22 protein-coding genes are annotated in these 22,070 nt (G+C 71.7%); 9 read left to right on the top strand and 13 right to left on the bottom strand.

Translation table 11 applies throughout. The features are described 5' to 3' along the window. Positions 1 to 40 precede the first annotated feature (40 nt). The 5 genes from rlmB to ACWGIF_RS08830 all read right to left on the bottom strand — a co-directional run bounded on the left by rlmB (position 41) and on the right by ACWGIF_RS08830 (position 4,631). A complete protein-coding gene (rlmB, locus tag ACWGIF_RS08850) occupies positions 41 to 1,012 on the bottom strand; it encodes a 23S rRNA (guanosine(2251)-2'-O)-methyltransferase RlmB (RefSeq protein ID WP_453493157.1) in 972 nt (323 codons plus the stop codon). Between the two features lie 95 nt (positions 1,013 to 1,107). After that, complete coding sequence (gene cysS / locus ACWGIF_RS08845) at positions 1,108 to 2,508, bottom strand: cysteine--tRNA ligase (RefSeq protein ID WP_453493154.1); 1,401 nt, start codon at positions 2,506 to 2,508, stop codon at positions 1,108 to 1,110. Positions 2,509 to 2,602: 94 nt separating this feature from the next. Beyond that, positions 2,603 to 3,142, bottom strand: coding sequence for a 2-C-methyl-D-erythritol 2,4-cyclodiphosphate synthase (ispF, locus tag ACWGIF_RS08840; RefSeq protein WP_453493151.1), 540 nt, complete (start codon positions 3,140 to 3,142; stop codon positions 2,603 to 2,605). Continuing rightward, positions 3,132 to 3,878: a 2-C-methyl-D-erythritol 4-phosphate cytidylyltransferase gene (ispD, locus tag ACWGIF_RS08835; RefSeq protein WP_453493149.1), complete on the bottom strand. Its 747-nt coding sequence runs from the start codon at positions 3,876 to 3,878 to the stop codon at positions 3,132 to 3,134. Before ispD ends, ispF begins: the two co-directional genes overlap by 11 nt. A 270-nt stretch (positions 3,879 to 4,148) precedes the next feature. Continuing rightward, positions 4,149 to 4,631: a CarD family transcriptional regulator gene (locus ACWGIF_RS08830; RefSeq protein ID WP_003953493.1), complete on the bottom strand. Its 483-nt coding sequence runs from the start codon at positions 4,629 to 4,631 to the stop codon at positions 4,149 to 4,151. 611 nt (positions 4,632 to 5,242) lie between these two features. On the opposite strand from ACWGIF_RS08830, the gene ACWGIF_RS08825 reads away from it, so the two are divergent. Beyond that, positions 5,243 to 5,941: a DUF461 domain-containing protein gene (locus ACWGIF_RS08825; RefSeq protein WP_453493146.1), complete on the top strand. Its 699-nt coding sequence runs from the start codon at positions 5,243 to 5,245 to the stop codon at positions 5,939 to 5,941. Positions 5,942 to 6,047: 106 nt separating this feature from the next. On the opposite strand, the gene ACWGIF_RS08820 is transcribed toward ACWGIF_RS08825, so the two are convergent. Together ACWGIF_RS08820 and ACWGIF_RS08815 are read right to left on the bottom strand one after the other, a co-directional pair. After that, positions 6,048 to 6,728: a response regulator transcription factor gene (locus ACWGIF_RS08820; RefSeq protein ID WP_030387286.1), complete on the bottom strand. Its 681-nt coding sequence runs from the start codon at positions 6,726 to 6,728 to the stop codon at positions 6,048 to 6,050. A 41-nt stretch (positions 6,729 to 6,769) separates the two neighbouring features. Beyond that, complete coding sequence (locus ACWGIF_RS08815) at positions 6,770 to 7,969, bottom strand: sensor histidine kinase (protein ID WP_453493143.1); 1,200 nt, start codon at positions 7,967 to 7,969, stop codon at positions 6,770 to 6,772. A 217-nt stretch (positions 7,970 to 8,186) separates the two neighbouring features. On the opposite strand from ACWGIF_RS08815, the gene phoU reads away from it, so the two are divergent. Both phoU and ACWGIF_RS08805 read left to right on the top strand, forming a co-directional pair. Continuing rightward, the gene (gene phoU, locus ACWGIF_RS08810; protein ID WP_453493140.1) at positions 8,187 to 8,864 is read left to right on the top strand and encodes a phosphate signaling complex protein PhoU; all 678 of its coding nucleotides are present in this window, start codon (positions 8,187 to 8,189) and stop codon (positions 8,862 to 8,864) included. Between the two features lie 116 nt (positions 8,865 to 8,980). Beyond that, on the top strand, positions 8,981 to 9,130 hold the full coding sequence (locus ACWGIF_RS08805; protein ID WP_167344738.1) for a hypothetical protein: 150 nt from the start codon (positions 8,981 to 8,983) through the stop codon (positions 9,128 to 9,130). 100 nt (positions 9,131 to 9,230) lie between these two features. Here the strand turns inward: ACWGIF_RS08805 and ACWGIF_RS08800 are convergent, their stop codons facing one another. Next, positions 9,231 to 9,791 (bottom strand): TetR/AcrR family transcriptional regulator, encoded by a 561-nt coding sequence (locus ACWGIF_RS08800; protein ID WP_453493138.1) that lies wholly within the window; start codon positions 9,789 to 9,791, stop codon positions 9,231 to 9,233. 95 nt (positions 9,792 to 9,886) lie between these two features. On the opposite strand from ACWGIF_RS08800, the gene ACWGIF_RS08795 reads away from it, so the two are divergent. Then, on the top strand, positions 9,887 to 10,483 hold the full coding sequence (locus tag ACWGIF_RS08795) for a DUF2867 domain-containing protein (protein ID WP_453493136.1): 597 nt from the start codon (positions 9,887 to 9,889) through the stop codon (positions 10,481 to 10,483). Between the two features lie 131 nt (positions 10,484 to 10,614). After that, a complete protein-coding gene (locus tag ACWGIF_RS08790; RefSeq protein WP_453493134.1) occupies positions 10,615 to 12,192 on the top strand; it encodes a PKD domain-containing protein in 1,578 nt (525 codons plus the stop codon). A gap of 180 nt (positions 12,193 to 12,372) precedes the next feature. Here ACWGIF_RS08790 and ACWGIF_RS08785 read toward each other — a convergent pair whose 3' ends face one another. Further along, complete coding sequence (locus ACWGIF_RS08785; RefSeq protein ID WP_109780007.1) at positions 12,373 to 13,134, bottom strand: phosphoglyceromutase; 762 nt, start codon at positions 13,132 to 13,134, stop codon at positions 12,373 to 12,375. 152 nt (positions 13,135 to 13,286) lie between these two features. Between ACWGIF_RS08785 and ACWGIF_RS08780 the strand changes: the two genes are divergently transcribed. Next, entirely contained in the window at positions 13,287 to 14,597 is a 1,311-nt protein-coding gene (locus tag ACWGIF_RS08780; protein WP_453493132.1) for an MDR family MFS transporter, read from the top strand. Between the two features lie 154 nt (positions 14,598 to 14,751). Here ACWGIF_RS08780 and ACWGIF_RS08775 read toward each other — a convergent pair whose 3' ends face one another. Together ACWGIF_RS08775 and mshA are read right to left on the bottom strand one after the other, a co-directional pair. Continuing rightward, a complete protein-coding gene (locus ACWGIF_RS08775) occupies positions 14,752 to 15,237 on the bottom strand; it encodes a YbjN domain-containing protein (protein ID WP_453493129.1) in 486 nt (161 codons plus the stop codon). Further along, entirely contained in the window at positions 15,230 to 16,612 is a 1,383-nt protein-coding gene (mshA, locus tag ACWGIF_RS08770) for a D-inositol-3-phosphate glycosyltransferase (RefSeq protein WP_453493126.1), read from the bottom strand. Before mshA ends, ACWGIF_RS08775 begins: the two co-directional genes overlap by 8 nt. A gap of 217 nt (positions 16,613 to 16,829) precedes the next feature. On the opposite strand from mshA, the gene ACWGIF_RS08765 reads away from it, so the two are divergent. From ACWGIF_RS08765 to ACWGIF_RS08755, 3 genes are all read left to right on the top strand, one after another. Further along, complete coding sequence (locus ACWGIF_RS08765) at positions 16,830 to 17,651, top strand: class I SAM-dependent methyltransferase (RefSeq protein WP_453493124.1); 822 nt, start codon at positions 16,830 to 16,832, stop codon at positions 17,649 to 17,651. A 253-nt stretch (positions 17,652 to 17,904) separates the two neighbouring features. Then, entirely contained in the window at positions 17,905 to 18,999 is a 1,095-nt protein-coding gene (locus ACWGIF_RS08760; RefSeq protein WP_453493121.1) for an NlpC/P60 family protein, read from the top strand. Between the two features lie 418 nt (positions 19,000 to 19,417). Further along, complete coding sequence (locus ACWGIF_RS08755; protein ID WP_453493118.1) at positions 19,418 to 20,779, top strand: PP2C family protein-serine/threonine phosphatase; 1,362 nt, start codon at positions 19,418 to 19,420, stop codon at positions 20,777 to 20,779. Positions 20,780 to 21,017: 238 nt separating this feature from the next. Here the strand turns inward: ACWGIF_RS08755 and ACWGIF_RS08750 are convergent, their stop codons facing one another. Together ACWGIF_RS08750 and ACWGIF_RS08745 are read right to left on the bottom strand one after the other, a co-directional pair. After that, positions 21,018 to 21,356: a DUF2516 family protein gene (locus ACWGIF_RS08750; RefSeq protein ID WP_453493115.1), complete on the bottom strand. Its 339-nt coding sequence runs from the start codon at positions 21,354 to 21,356 to the stop codon at positions 21,018 to 21,020. A 163-nt stretch (positions 21,357 to 21,519) separates the two neighbouring features. Further along, complete coding sequence (locus tag ACWGIF_RS08745; RefSeq protein ID WP_453493112.1) at positions 21,520 to 22,068, bottom strand: hypothetical protein; 549 nt, start codon at positions 22,066 to 22,068, stop codon at positions 21,520 to 21,522. Between the last annotated feature and the right edge of the window lie 2 nt (positions 22,069 to 22,070).

The raw sequence follows: 22,070 nt of genomic DNA, 5'->3' as shown, positions 1-22,070 counted from the left end.
GGTCACTTTCCGTGAGCCAAGTGGATCAAGGGCCGAGGGATCAGACCCGGCCGCGGTCGGCGCGGCGGCGAGCCGCCTCGTACAGCACGACGCCCGCGGCGACACCGGCGTTGAGGGACTCCGCGCCGCCCGGCATGGGGATGCGCACGAGGTAGTCGCAGTTCTCGCCGACGAGCCGGCCGAGGCCCTTGCCCTCGGAGCCGACGACGATGACGACCGGGCCGCCGAGCACCTCCAGGTCGTTGACCGTGTGCTCGCCCTCGGCGGCGAGACCGACGATGGTGATGCCAGCCTTCTTGTAGTCCTGGAGGGCGCGGGTCAGGTTGGTGACGCGGGAGACCGGGGTGCGGGCGGCGGTGCCGGCCGAGGTCTTCCAGGCACCGGCGGTCATGCCGGCGGCGCGGCGCTCGGGGATGACGACGCCGTGGCCGCCGAAGGCGGAGACGGAGCGCACGATCGCGCCGAGGTTGCGCGGGTCGGTGACGCCGTCGAGGGCGACGATCAGCGGGTCGTCGCCGTCGTCGTACGCGGCCGCGGTGAGGTCCTCGGGGTGCGCGTACTCGTACGGCGGGACCTGGAGGACCATGCCCTGGTGGTTGAGCCCGTTGGTCATGCGGTCGAGCTCGGGGCGCGGGGCTTCCATCAGGTTGATGTTGCCGCGCTCGGCCGCGAGCTGGAGGGCCTCGCGTACGCGCTCGTCGTTGTCGATGAACTGCTGGACGTAGAGCGTGGTGGCCGGGACCCCGTCACGCAGCGCCTCGAAGACCGGGTTGCGGCCGACGACCATCTCGCTGGTGCCCTTGGGACCGCCGCGGCGCGGGGCCGGGCGGCGCTTGGCGGCCTGCCGGGCCATCGCGTTGCTGATGCGGTTCGCCTTGTGCTTCTTGCGGTCCTCGGCCTTGGGCGTGGGGCCCTTGCCCTCCAGGCCCTTGCGCCGCTGGCCACCGCTGCCGACCGTCGCGCCCTTCTTGTTGGACGTGCGGCGGTTCCTGCGCTGGCTGTTCCCGGCCATGACTTCTACCTGTTTTCGTTGATGCTGCGATATGTACGTATGAAGAGTGTGCCGCCCGGGACGCCGGGCAGCACACCAAGCTCAGCTGCCTGGGCTCAGCGGGGGCCGAGCGTCCAGCGCGGGCCCGTCGGGCTGTCCTCGATGACCAGGCCGGACTGCTGGAGCTGGTCGCGGATGGCGTCGGCGGTCGCCCAGTCCTTGCGGGCCCGGGCGGACTCGCGCTGTTCGAGGACGAGGCGCACGAGGGTGTCGACGGCGCCGTGGAGGTCTTCGCCCCGGTCCGCCTCGCCGGCCCAGTGCGGGTCGAGCGGGTCCAGGCCGAGGACGCCCAGCATGGCCCGCACCTCGGACAGGCGCGCGATGGCCTCGTCCTTGTCGTCGGCGGCGAGCGCGCTGTTGCCCTGGCGGACGGTGGTGTGGACGATGGCGAGCGCCTGCGGGACGCCCAGGTCGTCGTCCATGACCTCGGCGAAGGCGGGCGGCACCTCGGCCGCGGCCTCGACGGGGCCGCCTGCCTTCTCGATGACGCGCTGGTAGAAGCCCTCGATCCGGGCGAAGGCCGACTCGGCCTCGCGCAGGGCCTCCTCGCTGTACTCGATCATCGACCGGTAGTGCGGGGTGCCGAGGTAGTAGCGCAGGACGATCGGGCGCCACTGCTTGACCATCTCGGAGACGAGCACCGAGTTGCCCAGCGACTTGGACATCTTCTCGCCGGACATGGTGACCCAGGCGTTGTGGACCCAGTAGTTGGCGAACGCGTCGCCGAAGGCCTTGGCCTGGGCGATCTCGTTCTCGTGGTGCGGGAAGATCAGGTCGAGCCCGCCGCCGTGGATGTCGAAGGCCTCACCGAGGTACTTGTGCGCCATGGCGGAGCATTCGAGGTGCCAGCCGGGGCGCCCCCGGCCCCAGGGGGTCTCCCAGGAGGGCTCGCCGGGCTTGACGGACTTCCACATGGCGAAGTCGCGGGCGTCGCGCTTGCCCGTCTCGCCGGTGCTCTCCGGCTGGCGGATGTTGTCGAGCTCCTGGCGGGACAGCGCGAGGTAGCCGGGGTACGACTTCACGTCGAAGTAGACGTTGCCCTCGGACACGTAGGCGTGGCCGCGCTCGATGAGCCCGCGCATCATCTCGACCATCTCGGTGACGTGGCCGGTGGCGCGGGGCTCGTAGGTGGGCGGGAGGCAGCCGAGGGCGCTGTAACCGTCGTTGAAGGCGCGCTCGTTCTCGTACCCGATGGACCACCACGGGCGGCGCTGCTCGGCGGACTTCGCGATGATCTTGTCGTCGATGTCCGTGACGTTGCGGATGAAGGTGACTACGTAACCGCGGTACTCGAACCAGCGGCGCATCATGTCGAAGTTGAGGCCCGACCGGATGTGCCCGATGTGCGGGGCGGCCTGCACCGTGGCGCCGCACAGGTAGATCGAGACACAGCCCGCGGTGAGCGGGGTGAAGTCGCGGATCTGCCGGGCGCTGGTGTCGTACAGGCGAATAGTCACGGCATCCAGGGTAGTGCGCCTGTAGCAGTGCCCCGCGACCCTTTGGGCACGCGGGGCGCCTTTGTTGTCGAAGATGTGCCGTCGCTACGGGTATTCAGGCCCGGTTCGTCCGGTACACGAGGGCTGTGGCGATCGCGGCGAGTCCCTCGGCCCGGCCGGTGAGGCCCAGGCCGTCGGTGGTGGTGCCGGACACGGAGACGGGGGCGCCCGCCGCGGTCGCGAGCGCCTTCTGCGCCTCTTCGCGCCGCTTGCCGATCTTCGGGCGTACGCCGATCACCTGGATCGCGATGTTGCCGATCTCGAAGCCCTCGGCGCGGACGATGCGGGCGGCCTCCGCCAGGAGGGTGACGCCTGCGGCGCCGGACCACTCGGGGCGGGAGGTGCCGAAGTGCGCGCCGAGGTCGCCGACGCCGGCGGCGGAGAAGAGGGCGTCGCAGGCGGCGTGGGCGGCGACGTCGCCGTCGGAGTGCCCTGCGAGGCCGTCCTCGCCCTCCCACAGCAGGCCGGCGCACCACAGCTCGCGGCCGGTCTCGAAGGCGTGCACGTCGGTGCCGATGCCGACGAGCGGGATCAGCGGGGCCTGATGACCTTGCGGACTCTGCGGACCCTGCTGACTCTGCGGACTAGAACCCATCGGTGGCCCTCCTGCGGGCGAGTACGGCCTCTGCGAGGACCAGGTCGAGCGGGCGGGTGACCTTGAAGGCCTCTTCGTGGCCCGGGATCACCAGGACGGGGACGCCGAGCCGTTCCACCATTCCGGCGTCGTCGGTGGCGCCCTCGCCGTCCACGGCGATCGCGGCGTGCGCGCGCAGGAGGGTGGCGAGGTCGAAGCCCTGCGGGGTCTGGACGGCGCGCAGCCGGGCCCGTTCGGGCGTGGCGACGACCGGCTCGGGCTCGCCGGGCCTGCCGGGCTCGACCTCCTTGACGGTGTCGGCCAGGGGCAGCGCGGGCACCACGGCGCCGGCTCCGTCGCGTACGGCTTCGACGACGGAGTCCACGGTGTCCACGGGGACGAGCGGGCGGGCCGCGTCGTGGATGAGTACGGAGGTGACGTCCTGCGGCAGCGCGTCCAGGCCGGCGCGTACGGACTCCTGGCGGGTTGCCCCGCCGGCGACGACCAGGACCTCGGTGCGCTCGGGCAGCGTGTGCTCGCCCAGCAGGAGCCGCACCTCGGCGGTCTCGGCGGGCGGGGCGACGACGACCACGAGGGAGACCGCGCGGGAGCGGGCCATCGCGCGGACGGCGTGGACGAGCATCGGCGTGCCGCCGAGGGCCCGCAGGGCCTTGGGGGCGCCGGGGCCGAGGCGTACCCCGCGGCCGGCGGCCGGGATCACCGCGGCGGTGCGGTGGGGACGCGTTACGTCAGACATCAGTAGCTCCGAGCCAGGTTTGTGACTTCGGCCGACATGGGTATGGCCTCAAGGGTGCCGGGTGCGACGCCCTCGCCCCTTCCGTGACGACCGGTCGAGCAGGCTGCCCGGGCCCGGCACGCCGTCGGGAGGCTGCCAGTGGGGGAGTGACCGCAAGGGTATGGATACAGACATGCCGCAGCGCCCGGCAACAGGTCCCTCGTGGAGGAGAGACCTTGTCATCGGGCACCGCGGCAAGCTGTGCACGCAAACGGTGCACGGGGCCTCGCGTCAGGACGCGAGCACCTCGTCGAGGAGGGCCTCGGCCTTGTCCTCGTTCGTGTTCTCAGCGAGCGCGAGCTCGCTCACCAGAATCTGGCGCGCCTTCGCGAGCATGCGCTTCTCACCCGCGGAAAGCCCGCGCTCACGCTCACGACGCCACAGGTCACGCACCACTTCGGCGACCTTGATGACATCGCCAGAAGCGAGCTTCTCCAGATTTGCCTTGTAGCGCCGGGACCAGTTCGTCGGCTCTTCTGCATACGGTGCACGAAGCACCTCGAAGACCCGGTCCAGCCCGTCCTGGCCGACTACGTCGCGAACGCCGACGAACTCCGCATTGTCCGCAGGCACACGAACCGTCAGGTCGCCCTGGGCGACCTTGAGCACCAAGTAGGTCTTGTCCACGCCTTTGATCTGACGAGTCTCAATGGCCTCGATCAGCGCGGCCCCGTGATGGGGATAGACCACGGTGTCGCCAACCTTGAACGTCATGTGACAGGTACCCCTTCCGTGGCTATCCAGGGTAACACGAGAACTGACTGTTATGAATGGCGTTTTCGCAGGTCAGGGCACATCTCGGGGCTTGACAACAGCGACAGGAACGTGCTGCGGAGGGCTTCCGGAAGGGGGTATTCGCAGGTCGGGGGCACTGCGCGGATCAGGCGAAAGGGTCACGCTACACCTGCCCGGCACCCCCATCCGTGTGACGTACGTCCCGTTTTGCCGGTTTCCGAGTCGCGAAACCGAACTACTCCGTCCGACTGGCGGCCGCCCTCACCGAGCGGGTTCCGGCCCAATCCGGAATTGATCACGGAGTGCCGTTCGCGGGAATCCGGAAATTGATCAACGGACGTCCGGCGCACGATATGCGGGCGGCACATGATCGGCGCGGTGAACGGCACGGGGGCACCGTCGCGAACGGCGTCGGAATGCAAGATCGCGGGACGCCCTCAGGGTGGCGGCCTGGCTGCGGAGGGTCGGGTGCGGGGGCGGGGCGGCGGCTCGGTAACCTAAGCGCGCTGACACACCCTTAGAGCGGCTTCACCTCGGCCGTTCCGAGCGCCCACCCTCCCCTTCCGTTCGTCCAAGGAGTTGCCGCCGCCGTGAGCCGCAGCCTTCGACGCGGCGCCCTCGCCGCCACTGCCGTCGTGTTCTCCATCGCCTCGCTGGCCGCATGCGGTGCGGGCAACGACGCGCAGACCCTCCAGATCAAGCCGGACAACGCCGCCGCCACCAAGGGCGCGATCGAGATCCAGAACGCACTGGTGATCACCCAGGGCGAGAAGGACAAGAAGGGCCCGGCAGTCGTCTCCGCGACGGTCTTCAACAACGGCACCGAGGCGCAGACCCTTGACGGCATCACCCTCCCGGGTGGCAAGGGCACGGTCGCTCTGAAGGCGGCCGAGGGCGGCAGCGGCAAGATCACCGTGCCGGCCGGCGGGTCCGTGGTCCTCGGCGGCAAGGGCAACGCCTCCGCCGTGATCGAGAACGGCTCCGAGGCCGCCAAGAACGGCGACGTGCAGAAGGTCGTCTTCCAGCTGAGCAGCACGGGCGGCGTCGAGCTGGAGGCCTTCGTGGTCCCGGCCGTCGGCATGTACGCGGGCTTCGGCCCGACCGCGGCCCCGGCCGCCGGCCCCGCCGCCTCCCCCTCGGGCTCCCCGTCGGGCGCCGCCTCGGGCTCTCCGTCCGGCTCGCCCTCGGGGGCGGCCACCGGCGGCGCCTCGGGCAGCCCGTCCGGGTCCCCCTCGGGCAGCGCCGCCGGCAAGCCGTCGGGTTCCCCCTCGCACGGCGCGGGCCACTGACGCAGCCGGCCGCACAGCGCCGGCGACATACACATACGGGAAGGGCCCCCCTCCGCATCGGCGGAGGGGGGCCCTTCCCGTACGGCCCTGCGGGGCCCTGTGCGGCCTACGGCTCGAACTTGTAGCCCAGGCCGCGCACCGTGACCAGGTAGCGCGGCGCGCCCGGGTCCGGCTCGATCTTGGCGCGCAGGCGTTTGACGTGGACGTCCAGCGTCTTGGTGTCGCCGACGTAATCCGCGCCCCACACCCGGTCGATCAGCTGCATGCGGGTCAGTACCCGCCCCGCGTTGCGCAGCAGCATCTCCAGCAGGTCGAACTCCTTCAGCGGGAGGTCCACCTTGCCCCCGGCGACGGTGACCACGTGGCGGTCGACGTCCATCCGTACGGGGCCCGCCTCCAGGGCCGCCGGGGTGACCTCCTCCGGCTCGCCGCGGCGGCGCAGGACCGCGCGGATGCGGGCGACCAGCTCGCGCGAGGAGAAGGGCTTCGTGACGTAGTCGTCCGCTCCTATCTCCAGCCCGACCACCTTGTCGATCTCGCTGTCCTTGGCGGTCACCATGATCACGGGGACGTTGGAGCGGCCGCGCAGCTGCCGGCAGACCTCCGTACCGGGCAGGCCGGGAAGCATCAGGTCGAGGAGGACGAGGTCGGCGCCGTTACGCTCGAACTCGTCGAGCCCGTCGGGCCCGGTCGCGGCGATGGCGACCTCGAAGCCCTCCTTGCGGAGCATGTAGGACAGGGCGTCGCTGAAGGATTCCTCATCCTCGACGACGAGCACTCGGGTCACGGAAGGACCTCCGGGGCAGGAATGGCTGGAGCGGTTCTGGTTCAGGCAGGGGTCGGGTGGGTGCGGGGGGCCGCCGCCGGGGCCGGCGCGGCTGCTTCAGGGAGTCGCAGGGTGAACGTGGAACCCTGGCCCTCCGAGCTCCATACCGACACCTCCCCGCCGTGCGAGGCCGCCACGTGCTTCACGATCGCAAGGCCGAGGCCCGTTCCCCCCGTGGCGCGGGAGCGGGCCGGGTCCACGCGGTAGAAGCGCTCGAAGATGCGCTCGCGGTCCTTTTCCGGGATGCCGATGCCCTGATCGGTCACGGCGATCTCGATCAAGTCTCCCCCAGGTGCCGTCACCCTGCGTCCGGCTATGCCGACGCGGGTACGGGCGGGGCTGTAGTTGACGGCGTTCTCGACCAGATTTCCGAGGGCGGCCGCGAGCTGTCCGCGGTTGCCCCAGACGCGCAGGTCGGCGGTGCCGCCCGAGGCCATGGTGATCTGCTTCGAGGACGCCGTGTGGCGGCAGCGGTCGATGGCCTCGGCGACCAGCGTGTCCACGCGTACCGGCTCGGCGTCCTCCAGCGGGTCGTCGTTCTGTACCCGGGAGAGGTCGATGAGCTCCTGCACGAGGTTGATCAGCCGGGTGGACTCGATCTGCATGCGGCCGGCGAAGCGGCTGACCGCCTCGGGGTCGTCCGCGGCGTCCATGACGGCCTCGGACAGCAGGGAGATCGCCCCGACCGGGGTTTTCAGCTCGTGCGACACGTTGGCCACGAAGTCGCGCCGTACGGCCTCGATGCGGCGGGCCTCCGTGAGGTCCTCGACCAGGAGGAGCACCAGCCGGGAGCCGAGCGGGGCGACGCGCGCCGAGACGGCGAGGGCCTCGCCGCGGCCGGTGCCGCGCCGGGGCAGGTCCAGTTCGACCTGGCGTATCTCCCCGTCGCGGCGGGTGTCGCGGGCCATGTGGAGCATGGGTTCGACGGCGAGCTTCCCACCGCGGACCAGGCCGAGGGCGTACGCAGCCGAGCTGGCCTTGACCACCGCGTCACCCTCGTCCAGTACGACGGCGGAGGAGCGCAGCACGGAGAGGACGGTGTCCACGCCGGGCGGGAGCACCGCATTGATGTCGGGGCGCATGGAGCTCCGGGTGGGGCGGGCCTGGTCGCGCTCGCTCCAGCGGAACGCCAGCATCGCGATGACGCCGGTGCACAGCCCGGCGATCGCTGCAGCTGCGGCGACCGCCGCGTTCACGTCCATGGATCCAGGTTAAGCAGGCCCGACGACACTTCCACAGCCGTTCGGGTGGCACCTCGAACAGTCGTCGCCCAGAGTTCACCCTGGCGACGGGGTTGATTCACTTGTGGTGCCGGAGTCGGACGCGTTTGCGGCTCACCGTGTCAACGTGGGGCCGATGGCCGCCCCGGCCCGCCCCCGGGCAGTACCGCAGTAGTAGGTCGAGAGAGGGACACGAGACATGCGCGACGCGTACCACGAGGAACTGGACTCGATCGGAGAAAGCCTGGTCGAGATGGCCCGGCTCGTCGGTTCCGCGATCGGGCGGGCCACGACGTCCATGCTCGACGCCGACCTGAAGCTCGCCGAGAGCGTCATCGCCGCCGACCAGAAGGTCGACGACCTCCAGCACGACCTGGAGGCCCGCGCCATCGCCCTGCTGGCCCGCCAGCAGCCGGTCGCCACCGACCTCCGCATCGTCGTGACCTCGCTGCGGATGAGCGCCGACCTGGAGCGCAGCGGCGACCTGGCCCAGCACGTGGCGAAGCTGGCCCGGCTGCGCTTCCCGGACACGGCCGTGCCGCGGGACCTGCACGCCACCATCCTGGAGATGGGTCAGCTGGCGCAGCGCCTGATGGCGAAGGCTGCCGAGGTCATCATCACGAAGGACGTCGACCTCGCCCTCCAGCTGGAGACGGACGACGACGAGATGGACCAGCTGCACCGCACGCTGTTCCAGCACCTGATGGACGACCGCTGGAAGCACGGCATCGAGACGGCGGTGGACGTGACGCTGCTGGGCCGCTACTACGAGCGCTTCGCGGACCACGCGGTGTCGGTGGCCAAGCGCGTGGTCTACCTGGTGACGGGTGAGCACGCGGACGACCTCCAGCAGCCGACCCAGATCGAGGGCGCCTGACGGGCGGCGGGCGCCGAGCCCCAATGCGCCGTTGACGCGCCGGTGCCGCTGGGCATGAATGAGGCAGAGGGCGGTCCGACGTACGAAGTCCCGTATGCCGCCCGCGAGGAGGAACCATGCCCGATTCCCCCGTCCCCATCACCCCGGAGCAGGAGCAGCCGCCGAGGCCGGAGCCGCTGCGGCTCCCGCTGCTCGCGGCCTGCGGCTGCGGCTCCGGCTGCGGCTGCGGCTGCCAGTCCGGCGCCCCCTGCCAGTGCGGCGGCTGACCGCAGCCGTCGCCGGCTCTGCGCACGCGCACATGAGAAGCCCCCTGCCCGCGGATGTCCGCAGGCGGGGGGCTTTCCACGGTCGAGAGCCCCGGGGCGCCTACCTCAGGAGCCACTTCCTGGTCAGATCCATGACCTCGGCGCGGCTGCGGCCGCCATGGTCGGCGGCGATGAAGTGGGAGCCGATCCGCAGGGAGAAGGTGATCAGGCTGCGGACCTCGACATCGTCCTCGTCGGTACAGAAGGAACGGAACAGTGAGCGCAGGTACTCCATGCGCCGGTTGTCCGCGTGCCTCAGCCGCTCCGCAACGGTCTCGTCGCGCCGGGCCCAGTCGCGGATCGCGAGGTCGGCCGCGACGCCCACCACGGGGCCCTCCTCGTACGAGGCGACGATCGTGAACAGCCTCTCCAGTCGGGCCCTGGCGTCGCCGCCACCCTTCTCGACCAGCTCGATCACCGCCTCGGTGACCTCGCGTTCCCACGTGTCGAGCATCTCGGCGAGCAGCGCGCCGCGGTTGCCGAAGTACCCGTAGAAGCCGCCCTTGCTGACGCCGAGGGTCTGTGCAAGCGACTCGATCCGGACGGCCTCGGGGCCACCGGCGGCGAGCGCCCGCAACCCCTCCTCGATCCACTTGCCGCGCGGCGTGCGGGTCGCGCCCATGGTGTGTCCCTCCTCACGCGCACCCGTCTATACGGTGCCGTATAGACGGGTGCTAACCTCGATCTATACGGCATCGTATAGATAGGGGCTTGCTCATGAGACTCCCCAGAACCGCGCACACCTCGCGTCCGTGGCGGATCCACGAGATCGCCGGAGACTTCCAGGTCGAGGACGTGTGGGCACTCCCGACACCGGGCGGTCCCGACGACCTCGCGCGGCTGGTGCGCCAGTTCGCCGAGGGCACGGGGGACCCCGTCCCGTCCCCCGTGGGGCGCATGCTCTTCGCACTCCGCTGGAAGCTCGGGTCGCTGCTCGGCTGGGACAAGCCCGCCGACGGCCTCGGCAGCCGGGTTCCGACCCTGCGGGACCGCCTGCCGGCGGACCTCCGCGAGGGCCCACGTGGTCCGGACCTCGCATCGGCCCCGTTCACGTCCGTCTACCAGACGCACGACGAGTGGGCGGCGGAGACGGCCAACCGGACCATGCACGGGGTGATGCACATCAGCTGGGTTCCGGACGGGAACGGCGGCCACCGCGGCCAGATGGCCGTCCTGGTGAAGCCCAACGGGCTGCTCGGCGCCGTCTACATGCTGGGCATCAAGCCCTTCCGGTACCTGGGGGTCTACCCGGCGCTGATCCGCTCGATCGGCCGCGACTGGCAGGCGAACGCCGCTGCGGGCACGGGCGTTTGAGGCCGGGACCGGGCGGGGCCGATTCCCCCCGCCCGGCCCCCGTCCCCCGGTGATCACCGCCGTGCGCTGCTCTGTAGGCTGTGCGCGAGCTCACGCTGAGCGCGTTCAAAATGCTGAAAACGGGGGGTTCGGTGCGCAATCGCCGACTCGTAAGGTCCGCTGCCGCCATCGTGGCGGCGAGCATCGGTTTCATACCCGGCACGGCTCAGGCCGCCGATCCGGTCAACCCCGCCGCGCAGGCGGCGGGAGCACCTGCCGCCGACCCGACAGGGGGTGTGGCGGCAGGGTTCGGGACCTTCACCAGCGCCGCCGCCGGCAGCACGCAGCTGAGTCTCTTTCTGAGCGCCCGGATGTCGTCGGCGCACGGCTTCGAGCTGACGACTTCGCTCAACAGGGCCGCCCCGCCGCTGGACACCACCATCGACTGGGGTGACGGGACCACGGAAACGGTGACGTCCGCCGGTGCCTGGGAGACGCGGACCAAGCACACCTACAAGGAGCTCGGCGAGTACACGATCAAGGCCACGGTCGTCGATCCGGCGCTCGGGACGCAGGCCACCACCGAGGTCCGGGTCAAGACGGCGGGCTCGGAGTTCACCCCGTACGGTCCCACCCGCCTGCTGGACACCCGCAGCGGCACGGGCGCCGTCCTGGGCAAGGTCAACGGGTACTCCTCGACCCGCCTGAAGGTCGCGGGCAACGGCGGCATCCCCACCGGGGTCACCGCCGTCGCGCTCAACGTGACCGCCGCCAACACCACCAGTGGCGGGCACATCAGCGTCTTCGCCTCCGGTAACACGCGGCCGACCGCATCGAACATCAACTTCGAGGCCGGTCAGACCGTCCCGAACCTGGTGATCGCGCAGGTCGGCGCGGACGGCTACGTCGAGCTGTACAACGGCGGCTGGGAGCCGGTCGATCTGATCGCGGACGTGACCGGCTACTTCGGCCGGCAGGAAGCCGGCGGGTACGACCCACAGGCGCCGGCCCGGGTCGTCGACACCCGCAACGGGACCGGCACGCAGCGCGGTCCGGTCGCCGGCCAGGGGTCCTTCAGCGTCAAGGTGGCCCAACCGGGCGCCACCGCCGTCGCGCTGAACGTGACGGTCACCAACCCGCAGGAGGCCGGTCACCTGACCGTCCACCCGGCCGGGCAGGCGGCGCCGACCACGTCGAACGTGAACTTCACCGCCGGACAGACGGTCGCCAACTCGGTGATCGTGCCGGTCGGCAAGGACGGCGAGATCACCGTCCGCAACGGCGCCTGGGCCCCTGCCGACGTCATCGTGGAGCTGGTCGGCACGTACAGCACCGCGAGCGCCGGTGCCTACGTGCCGGTCGCGCCCGTCCGGCAGATCGACACACGCGAGAGCTGGTCCAAGGGGCCGTGGCCCACGCGCGGGTACCTCTGGCAGGCCTTCTCGCTGGAGCAGGAGGCCTGGGTGCTGAACACCACGGTCACCAACACGCACGGCGCGGGCTTCCTGTCGGTGGCACCGGACCCCAACTCCACCGGTGGCTATGCCGACAAGACCGCCGTCACCCCGGAGCGTCCGGTGTCCTCCACCCTGAACTGGACGGCGGGCAAGACCGTCGCCAACCTGGTTCAGGCGAGCGCCGGAGACAACGGCATCGTCGACTTCTGGAACCAGGGCTGGGACCGCGCCGACCTGGTCGTCGACATCTTCGGCTACTACGACAACGAGTAGCCGGGCACTGCTTTGAGGCGTCCCGGGACCGGCCCGTCGGCAGCAAGGCCCTGTTCGGCCTGCCGCTTCCTCGGTGACGCTTCCTCGCGCTGAGGGCCCGCAGTGGACCCGGAGCAGACGAAAGCCCCTGACCCGCAACGTACGCGCAGGTCAGGGGCTGTCAGAGACTGATCGCTCTTCTTACTTCTTCTTGCCCTGGTTCTTGACGGCCTCGATGGCGGCCGCGGCGGCGTCCGGGTCGAGGTAGGTGCCGCCCGGGTTCAGGGGCTTGAAGTCGGCGTCCAGTTCGTAGACGAGCGGGATGCCGGTCGGGATGTTCAGGCCCGTGATGTCGGCGTCGGAGATGCCGTCGAGGTGCTTGACCAGGCCGCGCAGGGAGTTGCCGTGGGCGGCGACCAGGACCGTGCGGCCCGCGAGCAGGTCAGGGACGATGCCGTCGTACCAGTACGGCAGCATGCGCTCGACGACGTCCTTGAGGCACTCGGTGCGCGGACGCAGCTCGTTCGGGATCGAGGCGTAGCGCGGGTCCTCGGACTGCGAGAACTCCGTGCCGTCCTCGAGGACCGGCGGCGGGGTGTCGTACGAGCGGCGCCACAGCATGAACTGCTCCTCGCCGAACTCGGCCAGGGTCTGCGCCTTGTCCTTGCCCTGGAGCGCACCGTAGTGGCGCTCGTTCAGGCGCCAGGAGCGGTGCACCGGGATCCAGTGGCGGTCCGCGGCCTCGAGCGCGAGCTGCGCGGTGCGGATGGCGCGCTTCTGGAGGGAGGTGTGCAGAACGTCGGGCAGCAGGCCGGCGTCCTTCAGCAGCTCACCGCCGCGGACCGCCTCCTTCTCGCCCTTCTCGGTGAGGTTGACGTCCACCCAGCCGGTGAACAGGTTCTTCGCGTTCCAGTCGCTCTCGCCGTGGCGGAGGAGGATCAGCTTGTACGGTGCGTCGGCCATGCGTACGAGCCTAATGGACGCGCGGGCGCGCTCGCGCGCGGTGCCGGGCCCCGCCGATTGACGGCGCCCGTCAATCGAGTGGCACGCGAGAGGCCCCCGATCGTAATGTGCATTGCGCCAGAGTGATGCTTACACCGCCGGGGGGATCCGATATGTCCGCTGCCAGTCTGAGACGGGCCGCCCGGGAGAGCGTCTCGGGTCTGCCCCGCGCCTTCTGGTGGCTGTGGACGAGCACGCTGGTGAACCGGCTCGGGGCCTTCGTCGCCACGTTCATGACCTTGTACCTGACCCTGGACCGGGGCTATTCGGCCTCGTTCGCGGGCCTGGTGGTCGCCCTGCACGGGCTCGGCGGCGTGGTCTCCTCGCTCGTCGCGGGTGTGATGACCGACCGGCTGGGACGGCGGCCCACCCTGCTCGCGGCCCAGGCCTCGACGGCCTTCTCGGTGGCGCTGCTCGGCTTCATGGAGCATCCGGCGGCGATCGCAGCGGTGGCCCTGCTGGTCGGCATGACCTCGAACGCGTCCCGGCCGGCGGTCGCGGCCATGATGGCGGACATCGTCCGCCCGGAGGACCGCGTACGGGCCTACGCGCTCAACTACTGGGCCATCAACCTCGGCTTCGGCGTCAGTGCGATGGCGGCGGGGCTGATCGCGGAGTACAGCTACCTGGCGGGCTTCCTGGGCGAGGCGGCGCTGACGCTGACCTGCGCGGTGCTGGTGTTCGTCAAGCTGCCCGAGTCCCGGCCCGAACCGCGGCCCGGGTCACGGCAGGCGGGCGCGCCGTCCATCACGGGCGAGGCCGCCGGAGCGGAGCCGGCGATCGGGCTCGGGACGGTGTTGCGGGACGGGCGGTTCATGGGCGTGGTCGGGCTGTCGTTCCTGATCTCGCTGGTCTTCACGCAGGGGTCGGTCGGCCTGCCGGTCGCGATGGGCGCCGCCGGCTTCTCGCCGGGGGACTACGGGCTGGTCATCGCCGTCAACGGGTTGCTGATCGTGCTGCTGCAGATTCCGGTCACGGCGTTCATCGAGCACCGCGACCCGCAGAAGCTGCTGGTGGTCTCGGCGCTGCTTGCGGGGTACGGGTTCGCGCTGACGGCCTTCGCCGGGCCGCTGTGGGCATACGCGCTGACGGTGTGCGTGTGGACGCTGGCGGAGATCGTGAACTCGCCGACGCAGATGGGTCTGGTCGTGCGGCTCTCGCCGGTGCACGGGCGCGGGCGCTACCAGGGGATGTACTCGATGTCCTGGTCGGTGGCCTCGCTGGTGGCGCCGCTGATGGCGGGCTTCGTGATCGACCGGTACGGGGCGCATTGGCTGTGGGGGGCCACGGGGGTGCTGGGCACGGTGGCGGCGGCCGGCTACTGGCTGCTGATGCGAAGGCTCCCCGAGGGTGGCGTGGTCGAGGCCGCGGCCGGCGGCGCCGCACCGGTGGCCGAGCCGCTTCCGGCTGCCGCCGGGGCGTAACCACCGGCCGGTGGCGAAGGCGGGCGCCGTGGCGGGGCGCCGTAGCGGGGCGCCGCCCCCGGACCCCGCGCCTCACACGTCGGCGGGAGCCGCTTTTCGGCCTCGCCGGCCGCTGCGGCCGGCCGGGCCCGGATTGCCGGCCCTCGCCGGGCCGCTACGACGGCTGCGTCAGGTGTTTGAAGGCGTCGAGGTTGAAGGTCGGCTCGCCGCGGGAGACGCGCCACTCGTACTCGCGGCGGATGGCGCTCGCGAAGCCCAGTTCCAGCAGGGTGTTGAAGGAGCCGTCCGCCGCCTCCAGGACCGTGCCCAGCAGCCGGTCCAGCTCCTCCGGGGTGACGACCGCCAGCGGGAGCCTGGCCGTCAGGTAGATGTCGCCGAGGCGGTCCACGGCGTACGCCATGCCGTACAGCTTCAGGTTGCGCTCCAGCAGCCAGCGGTGGACGCCCGCCTCGTTCTCGTCGGGGTGCCGGATGACGAAGGCGTTGACCGACAGCGAATGCCGGCCGGCCCGGATCGAGCAGGTGGTGCTGAGCTTGCGGGTGCCCGGGAGCTGGACGACGTAGGAGCCCGGTTCGGGGCTCTCCCAGCTCAGCTCGGCGCCGTTGAGCGCGCTTTCGATGATCTCGGCGGTGTCAGCCATGGTGGGAGCGTACGCGACGGCGGTGATCGTGCATGGCTGCCGTGTAGACGTCGGCCGTGCCGCTCGCCGCGGTGTCCCAGCCGAAGAACTGCGCGTGCCGCGCCGCCTCGGCCCCCATCCGGTCCGCGAGCCCGGCGTCGTCGACGAAGCGCCGCAGCTGCCGTGCGTAGTCCGCCGGGTCGTGCCCCGGTACGAGGATCCCCGTGGTCCCGTCGTTGACGGCGACGGGCAGCCCGCCGACCTCGGCGGCCAGAACCGGCGTACCGGCGGCCTGGGCCTCGATCGCGACCAGCCCGAAGGACTCGCTGTACGAGGGCATGACCAGCACGGACGCCGCGCGGAACCAGTCCGCGAGCCCGTCCTGCGCGACCGGCGGGTGGAAGTGCACGAGCTCGGCGATGCCGAGCCTCGCGGCGAGCTTCTGCAGGCCTTCCGGCTTGGCCAGCCCGCTGCCGCTGGGGCCGCCGACGACGGGGACGAACAGGCGCCGGCGCAGCGAGGGGTCCTGGTCGACGAGGACGGCGACGGCGCGCAGCAGGATGTCGGGGGCCTTCAGCGGCTGGATCCGCCCGGCGAAGAGCGGGATGACGGCGTCCGCCGGCAGGCCGAGGCGGGCGCGGGCGGCGGCCCGGCCGTCACCGACCGTGAAGCGGTCGAGGTTCACGCCGGGGTGGACGACGGCCACCTTCGCGGGGTCCGCGTCGTAGTGCCGGACGAGTTCGTCGGCCTCCTCGGCGGTGTTCGCGATGAGCCGGTCGGCGGCGGAGACGATCTGGGTCTCGCCGATGACGCGGGCGGCGGGCTCGGGCGTGTCCCCCTCGGCCAGCGCCGCGTTCTTGACCTTGGCCATGGTGTGCATGGCGTGGACGAGCGGCACGCCCCAGCGTTCGGCGGCGAGCCAGCCGACGTGGCCGGAGAGCCAGTAGTGGGAGTGGACGAGGTCGTAGTAGCCGGGCCGGTGGCCGGCCCAGGCCCGCATCACGCCGTGGGTGAAGGCGCACAGCTGGGCCGGGAGCTCCTCCTTGGCGAGGCCCTCGTAGGGGCCCGCGTCCACGTGCCGGACGAGGACTCCGGGAGCCAGCTCGACCACGGGCGGCAGCCCGCCGGTGGTGGCCCGGGTGAAGATCTCGACCTCGATGTTGATGGCCGCGAGCCGCTTGGCCAGCTCCACGATGTAGACGTTCATCCCGCCCGCGTCGCCGGTGCCGGGCTGGTGCAGCGGTGAGGTGTGCACGCTGAGCATGGCGACGCGGCGCGGCTTGCGGTGGTGGCCGACGGCCGGCAGGCGCAGCCGGGGCGACTCGTGGCGGGCGGCGCGGGCGGCGGCGCGGCGGCTGCCGAGACTGCCGCCGAGGCGGGACACGTACTGGCTCAAGGGAGCAGTTCCTCTCGGCTAGGACGGCGCGCACAACGCTCGGACGATCTGACGGACGGCATGACGGCGGGGGCGCGGAAGGCGCCCTGCAAGGAGTGCAACCCGGATGGCCGTCCCCCGCATTCCGGGAAGCCCGGTTTTCCTGGAGGTTTCCTCGTCTCCATCAGGCCGCCGCCGCATTTTCACGGGACACGGGCCCTCCGCTTACCCTCGGCTCATGGTTTCCCGCAGTGCCCCGTCCTCCGGCCGCGCCCCCGGCCGCCCTGTGGGCTCGGTGACCCGCGGGACGACCAATCCGAACCGGTTGCGCCGGATGGACCGCTGGATCGCCGCCACGCACGGGGCCGCGCTGCGCCGTGCGGAGGCGCCCGTCGCGGTGGACCTCGGTTACGGGGCCGCGCCCTGGACGGCGGTCGAGCTGCTGGCGCGGCTGCGGGAGGCGGCGCCGCGGGTACGGGTGGTCGGCATCGAGATCGAGCCGGCGCGGGTCGCGGGCGCGAAGCCGTACGAACGGGACGGGCTGAGCTTCCGGCACGGCGGCTTCGAGGTGCCGCTGGAGGGCGGGGCCCGCCCGACGCTGATCCGCGCGGCGAACGTGCTGCGCCAGTACGACGAGGAGCAGGTCGCGGAGGTCTGGGCGCGGCTGTGCTCGCGGCTGGCCCCGGACGGGCTGCTCGTGGAGGGGACCTGCGACGAGATCGGGCGGCGGCACGTGTGGGTGGCGCTGGGGCCGGAGGGGGCGCGCACGGTGACGTTCGCGACCCGGCTGGGCTCCCTGGAGCGCCCCTCGGACCTGGCGGAGCGGCTGCCGAAGGCGCTGATCCACCGGAACGTGCCGGGCGAGCCGGTGCACGCGTTCCTGCGCGACTTCGACCGGGCGTGGGCGGCGGCGGCTCCGTACGCCTCGTACGGGGCGCGGCAGCGCTGGATCCGCACGGCGCGGGCCCTGTCCGGTGACTGGCCGCTGGCGGACGGGCCCGGGCGGTGGCGGCAGGGGGAACTGACCCTGCGCTGGGAGGCGTTGCGCCCTCTGGGGTGAGTGCACCACGGCAGGGAACTGGTGGTACGGGCGGCCCGTTGGGTCGTCAGGGGCAGGGTGGGGGCGGGCTGCGGGTGAACTGGTGGGCGTGCTGCGGGTGGACGGCGGGCGTCCGTTGGGACGGACAAGATCCGAAAGCCATCCACAAGGGTGTCGGAATTCACCGACTCGTGGCACCATCCCGATGGCAGTGGGAAGTTACTGATGAATAGTCAGATCTGATACGGGTCTGGCTCGGGTGCCTGGGGGGACCATGGGGGCCGTAAGGCGACGACGAGGCGCAAGCTCGCTCGTGCTGATGTGCGCAATGGCGATACTGACGGCGCCGGGTCTCGCGACGGGCATGGCCCACGCGGCCCCGGCGGCCCCCGCCGCGCCCGCGGCTCCGGCGGCGCCGCTGCCCGAACCGGGCGTGAAGTCCCTGGAGCAGGTCCGCAAGGAGATCGACGAGCTCTACCGGCAGGCGGGCACGGCCACGGACGCCTACAACCTCGCCGAGGCCGAGACCAAGGCCCAGTCCGACAAGATCGTCGAGATCGCCAACCTGGTCGTCGCCGGCAAGGAGCGGATCGCCACGCTGAAGAGCCGCGCGGGCGCCGCCGCCCGCGCCCAGTACCGCGCGGGCGGCATGCCCGCGGGTGCGCAGCTGGCGTTGAGCGACGATCCCGACCAGTTCCTCGACGGGGCGGGCCGGCTGCGCCAGGGCGAGAAGGCCACCTCGGGCCTGCTCTCCGAACTGGACCGCACCCAGGCCGACTTGCAGCGCTACGCGGAGGAGGCGAGCGAGCGCTGGAAGACACTGGAGGCCAACCGGGTCAAGCAGGAGGACTCCAAGAAGCAGATCGAGGAGAAGATCAAGGCCGCGGAGGAGCTGGAGAGCAAGCTGGAGGCCGAGGAGAAGGCCCGGCTGATCCAGCTGGAGCAGGAAGCCCAGTACAAGGCGCAGTCGGCGTGGCTGTCGACCGGCGCGATGAAGGACGTCAACGGCAAGGCGACGGACGCGGGCAGGCGGGCCGTGCAGTTCGCCACCGCCCAGATAGGAAAGCCGTACGTCTGGGGCGCCGAGGGTCCGGGCTCCTTCGACTGCTCCGGGCTGACCTCCCAGGCCTGGCTGGCGGCCGGCCGGGGCATCCCGCGCACCTCACAGGAGCAGCTGCGGCTGCTGCCGAAGGTCGCGCTCAAGGACATGCGCCCGGGCGACCTGATCATCTATTTCGACGACGCGAGCCACGTCGGGATGTACGTCGGCGACGGCGCGATGGTCCACGCCCCGCGCCCCGGCCGGAACGTCACGATGGCGGGAGCGGGCTCGATGCCTATCAAGGCGGTGGTCCGGCCCGACGCGTAGCCCCTGCGGGGTTACTCCACGTAACGGCGGCGCCACCGCCCGGGTACGGCCCTGTCCGGGCGGTGGCGCCGCCCTTGGGGCGCCGCCCCGACCCCGCTCCGGGAACGCCGGCGGCCGGTGTTCGAGGAGCAGGTCCGAGACGGAGCCCCAAAGCTTTCGGCCTCGGCGGCGTTCCGGGGATGGCGCCTCCCAGGTGCTCGCCGTCGGCAGGCAACCGGTAGGGCGCGCTCGACGTCTCGGTAGGCGGGACGGAACACGGCCCCGCCGTGACCTTTGTCATCAGTGAGGCCGATTTTCCCCCGCGATAACGGCATATGACGGAGGCCTCGTCCCCGAACGGCATTCCGTTTGCCGGGGCGGGACCGCTAGGGTCTGCCGGACGAGCGCACCCTCGGGGGGAGGGAAGGAACCGGAGACGATGCCCGTACCCGTACCGCGGCAGAGGGACACCCCGGCCACGGAGAGCGGTCAGGCCGTTCTGCACACCGCCGCCCCGGCAGCAGTCGCCGTCGGCGTCGCGCAAGCGACCCCTCACCCGACCTCTCACACCACCGCCCCCCAGGCCACCCCGCACGCGACCCCGCTGACCCTCCTGGTAATCGAGGACGACCCCGCCGGCGGCCTCACCGTCCCCGAGATCCTCGACGCCGACGGCCACCGCATCCGGCTCCGCACCGCCCGCAACCTCACCGAGGCCGAGCGGCTGCTCACGCCCGACGTGCACTGCATCCTCCTCGACCTGGCCCTCCCCGACGCCGGCGCCCGTACGCCGGGAGCCGCGCCCGCCGCCGCGGCCACCGCCACGGACCAGCTGGCCGCCCTGCGCCAGGTGCTGCGCATCGCCCCGCGCCACGCCGTCCTGGTCCTCACCGGCGAGGACGACGTCGAGCGCGCCGCCGAGGCCGTCCGGGTCGGCGCCCAGGACTACCTCTTCCGGGACGAGCTGGACGGCCGCCTTCTGAGCCGCGCCATCCGCTACGCGGTGGAGAGAAAACGGGCGGACATCGCCCAGTACAAGCTTGCAGAATCGAAACTGCGCGCCCAGGAGAACGCCCGTCTGGAACGCGGCCTGCTCCCCACGCCGCTCCTGGAGGGCTCCGACCTCCGCTTCGCCGCCCGCTACCGCCCCGGCCGCAGCCGCGCCCTCCTCGGCGGTGACTTCTACGACACCGTCCGCACCCCCGACGGCACCGTCCACGCCATGATCGGCGACGTCTGCGGCCACGGCCCCGACGAAGCCGCTCTCGGCGTCGAGCTCCGCATCGCCTGGCGCGCCCTGACCCTGGCCGGCCTGTGCGGTGACGACCTGCTGGCCACCCTCCAGGAGGTGCTGGAGGTGGAGCGCCCCTGCGAGGAGATCTTCGCGACGCTGTGCACGGTCGACATCGCCCCGGACGGCCGCCGCGCCGGCCTGTGCCTGGCCGGCCATCCGGCCCCACTGATCTCCCGGCCGGGCCGCCCCGCGCGGCTCCTGCCGTACGAGAACAGCGGGCCGGCCCTGGGACTGCTGCCGCGGGCCCGCTGGCCGCGCCGTCAGGTCGAGCTCGGCGGCAGCTGGAGCCTGATGCTGTACACCGACGGCCTGATCGAGGGCAGGATCGGCGAGGGCAAGGAGCGCCTGGGTCAGGACGGCATGGTGGAGATGATCAACCGCCACCTGGGACGAGGGCTGAGCGGCGAGGCTCTGCTGGAGGCCTCCGTGACGGAGGCGCGCCGCCTCAACGGCGGCGAGCTCACCGACGACGTGGCCGTGGTCCTGCTCTCCCGCGTCGAGGGCTGACCGCGGGGCCGGAACCGGGAACGGGAACCGGGACCAGGCATCGGACGGAATCGGAACCGGCACCCCAGGAAACCGAAGACGCCGCCGGGCCGCGAGGGCCGCGCCCGTCAAGGGCCGGGGCCGGGCCACGGGGCCATGGGCCACCCGGGCGGGATTCGGCAAGGTTCGGCCGGATCGGCCGGGCCGGAACTGACCGAGCCGGATCTGGCCGGCCAGGTCTGGCCGGCCCGGGAAGCTGCTACCGCCCGCCGTTGTAGGGCCCGTACGGCCCGTCACTGCTGCTGCCGCCGCGCCGTCCGCCGCCGCCCGAGATCTGCTTGAGGGCCGGGCGTACGTCCACGAAGAACACGATGGTCGCGACCAGGCCGGCGATCTGCAGGAACAGCATCGGCAGGAAGAAGTCCACGATCACGGTGATGCCGAGGATGACCAGCCAGAAGGTCTTGGTCTGCTTCCCGGCCGCCCGGTACGCGTCCTCCCTGGCCACCACCGCGAACACGAAGGCCACGACCGCGAGCACGAGCATGGCGAGCCCGAGCAACGGGATCACCCCTCGATCGAACCCGTCCATCAACATCGCTTCGACCGCCTTCTCATGCTTCTGCTGCTGCTTCTGCTGCTTCTGCCGCGCGCTTCGGATGCCGCCTGCCTCCACGCTACCGGCACAGACGTCCCCATGAACCGCAACGGGCCGGGCACCTCAAGGGTGCCCGGCCCGCCATCGCTCATGCGGTCGCGGTTCAGCTCGCGTCGTCCGCCGTGGCGGGGGCCTTCTTGGCCGGGCTCTTGCGGGCGGTGGCCTTCCTGGCGGCGGGCTTCTCCTCGTCGGCGGCCTCGGCCGCCGGCTCCGAAGCCGGCGCGGCCTTCGCCGCGGGCTCGGGCTCGACGACCACGGCGATGTCGACGATCTCCTCGGAGACCTCGCCGCGCCAGGCCCGCACGGCCTGCTCGCCGTGCTCGGCGACCTTGTCGTACGTCTCCTTGGCGCGCACCGCGTACTCCGCGGCGACGCCGACGCCGCGCAGCGCCAGGTCCTGGGCGGTCTCGCCGAGCTTCTTGGCGTCGATCGCGCCGAGCACCTCGGCGAACTTGGCGGTAACCGCCTCCTGCACGGCCTTCGGGTCCGTGTTCTTCACGGCCTCGATGCGCGCGGGGGCCTCGGCGCGCAGCTGGTCGATCAGGTCCGGAACCTTCTTGGCCTGCTGCACGGCCAGGTCGGCGGTGCCGGCGGCGAAGTAGAGGGGGGTGGGGTCGGTGAGGGTCTTCTTCAGGTCATCGGCGATGGCCATGT

The sequence above is a fragment of the Streptomyces sp. NPDC054849 genome, assembly GCF_053610945.1.
Note: the sequence above shows the minus strand (reverse complement) of the source record. Positions and strands in the feature narration are given on the sequence as shown.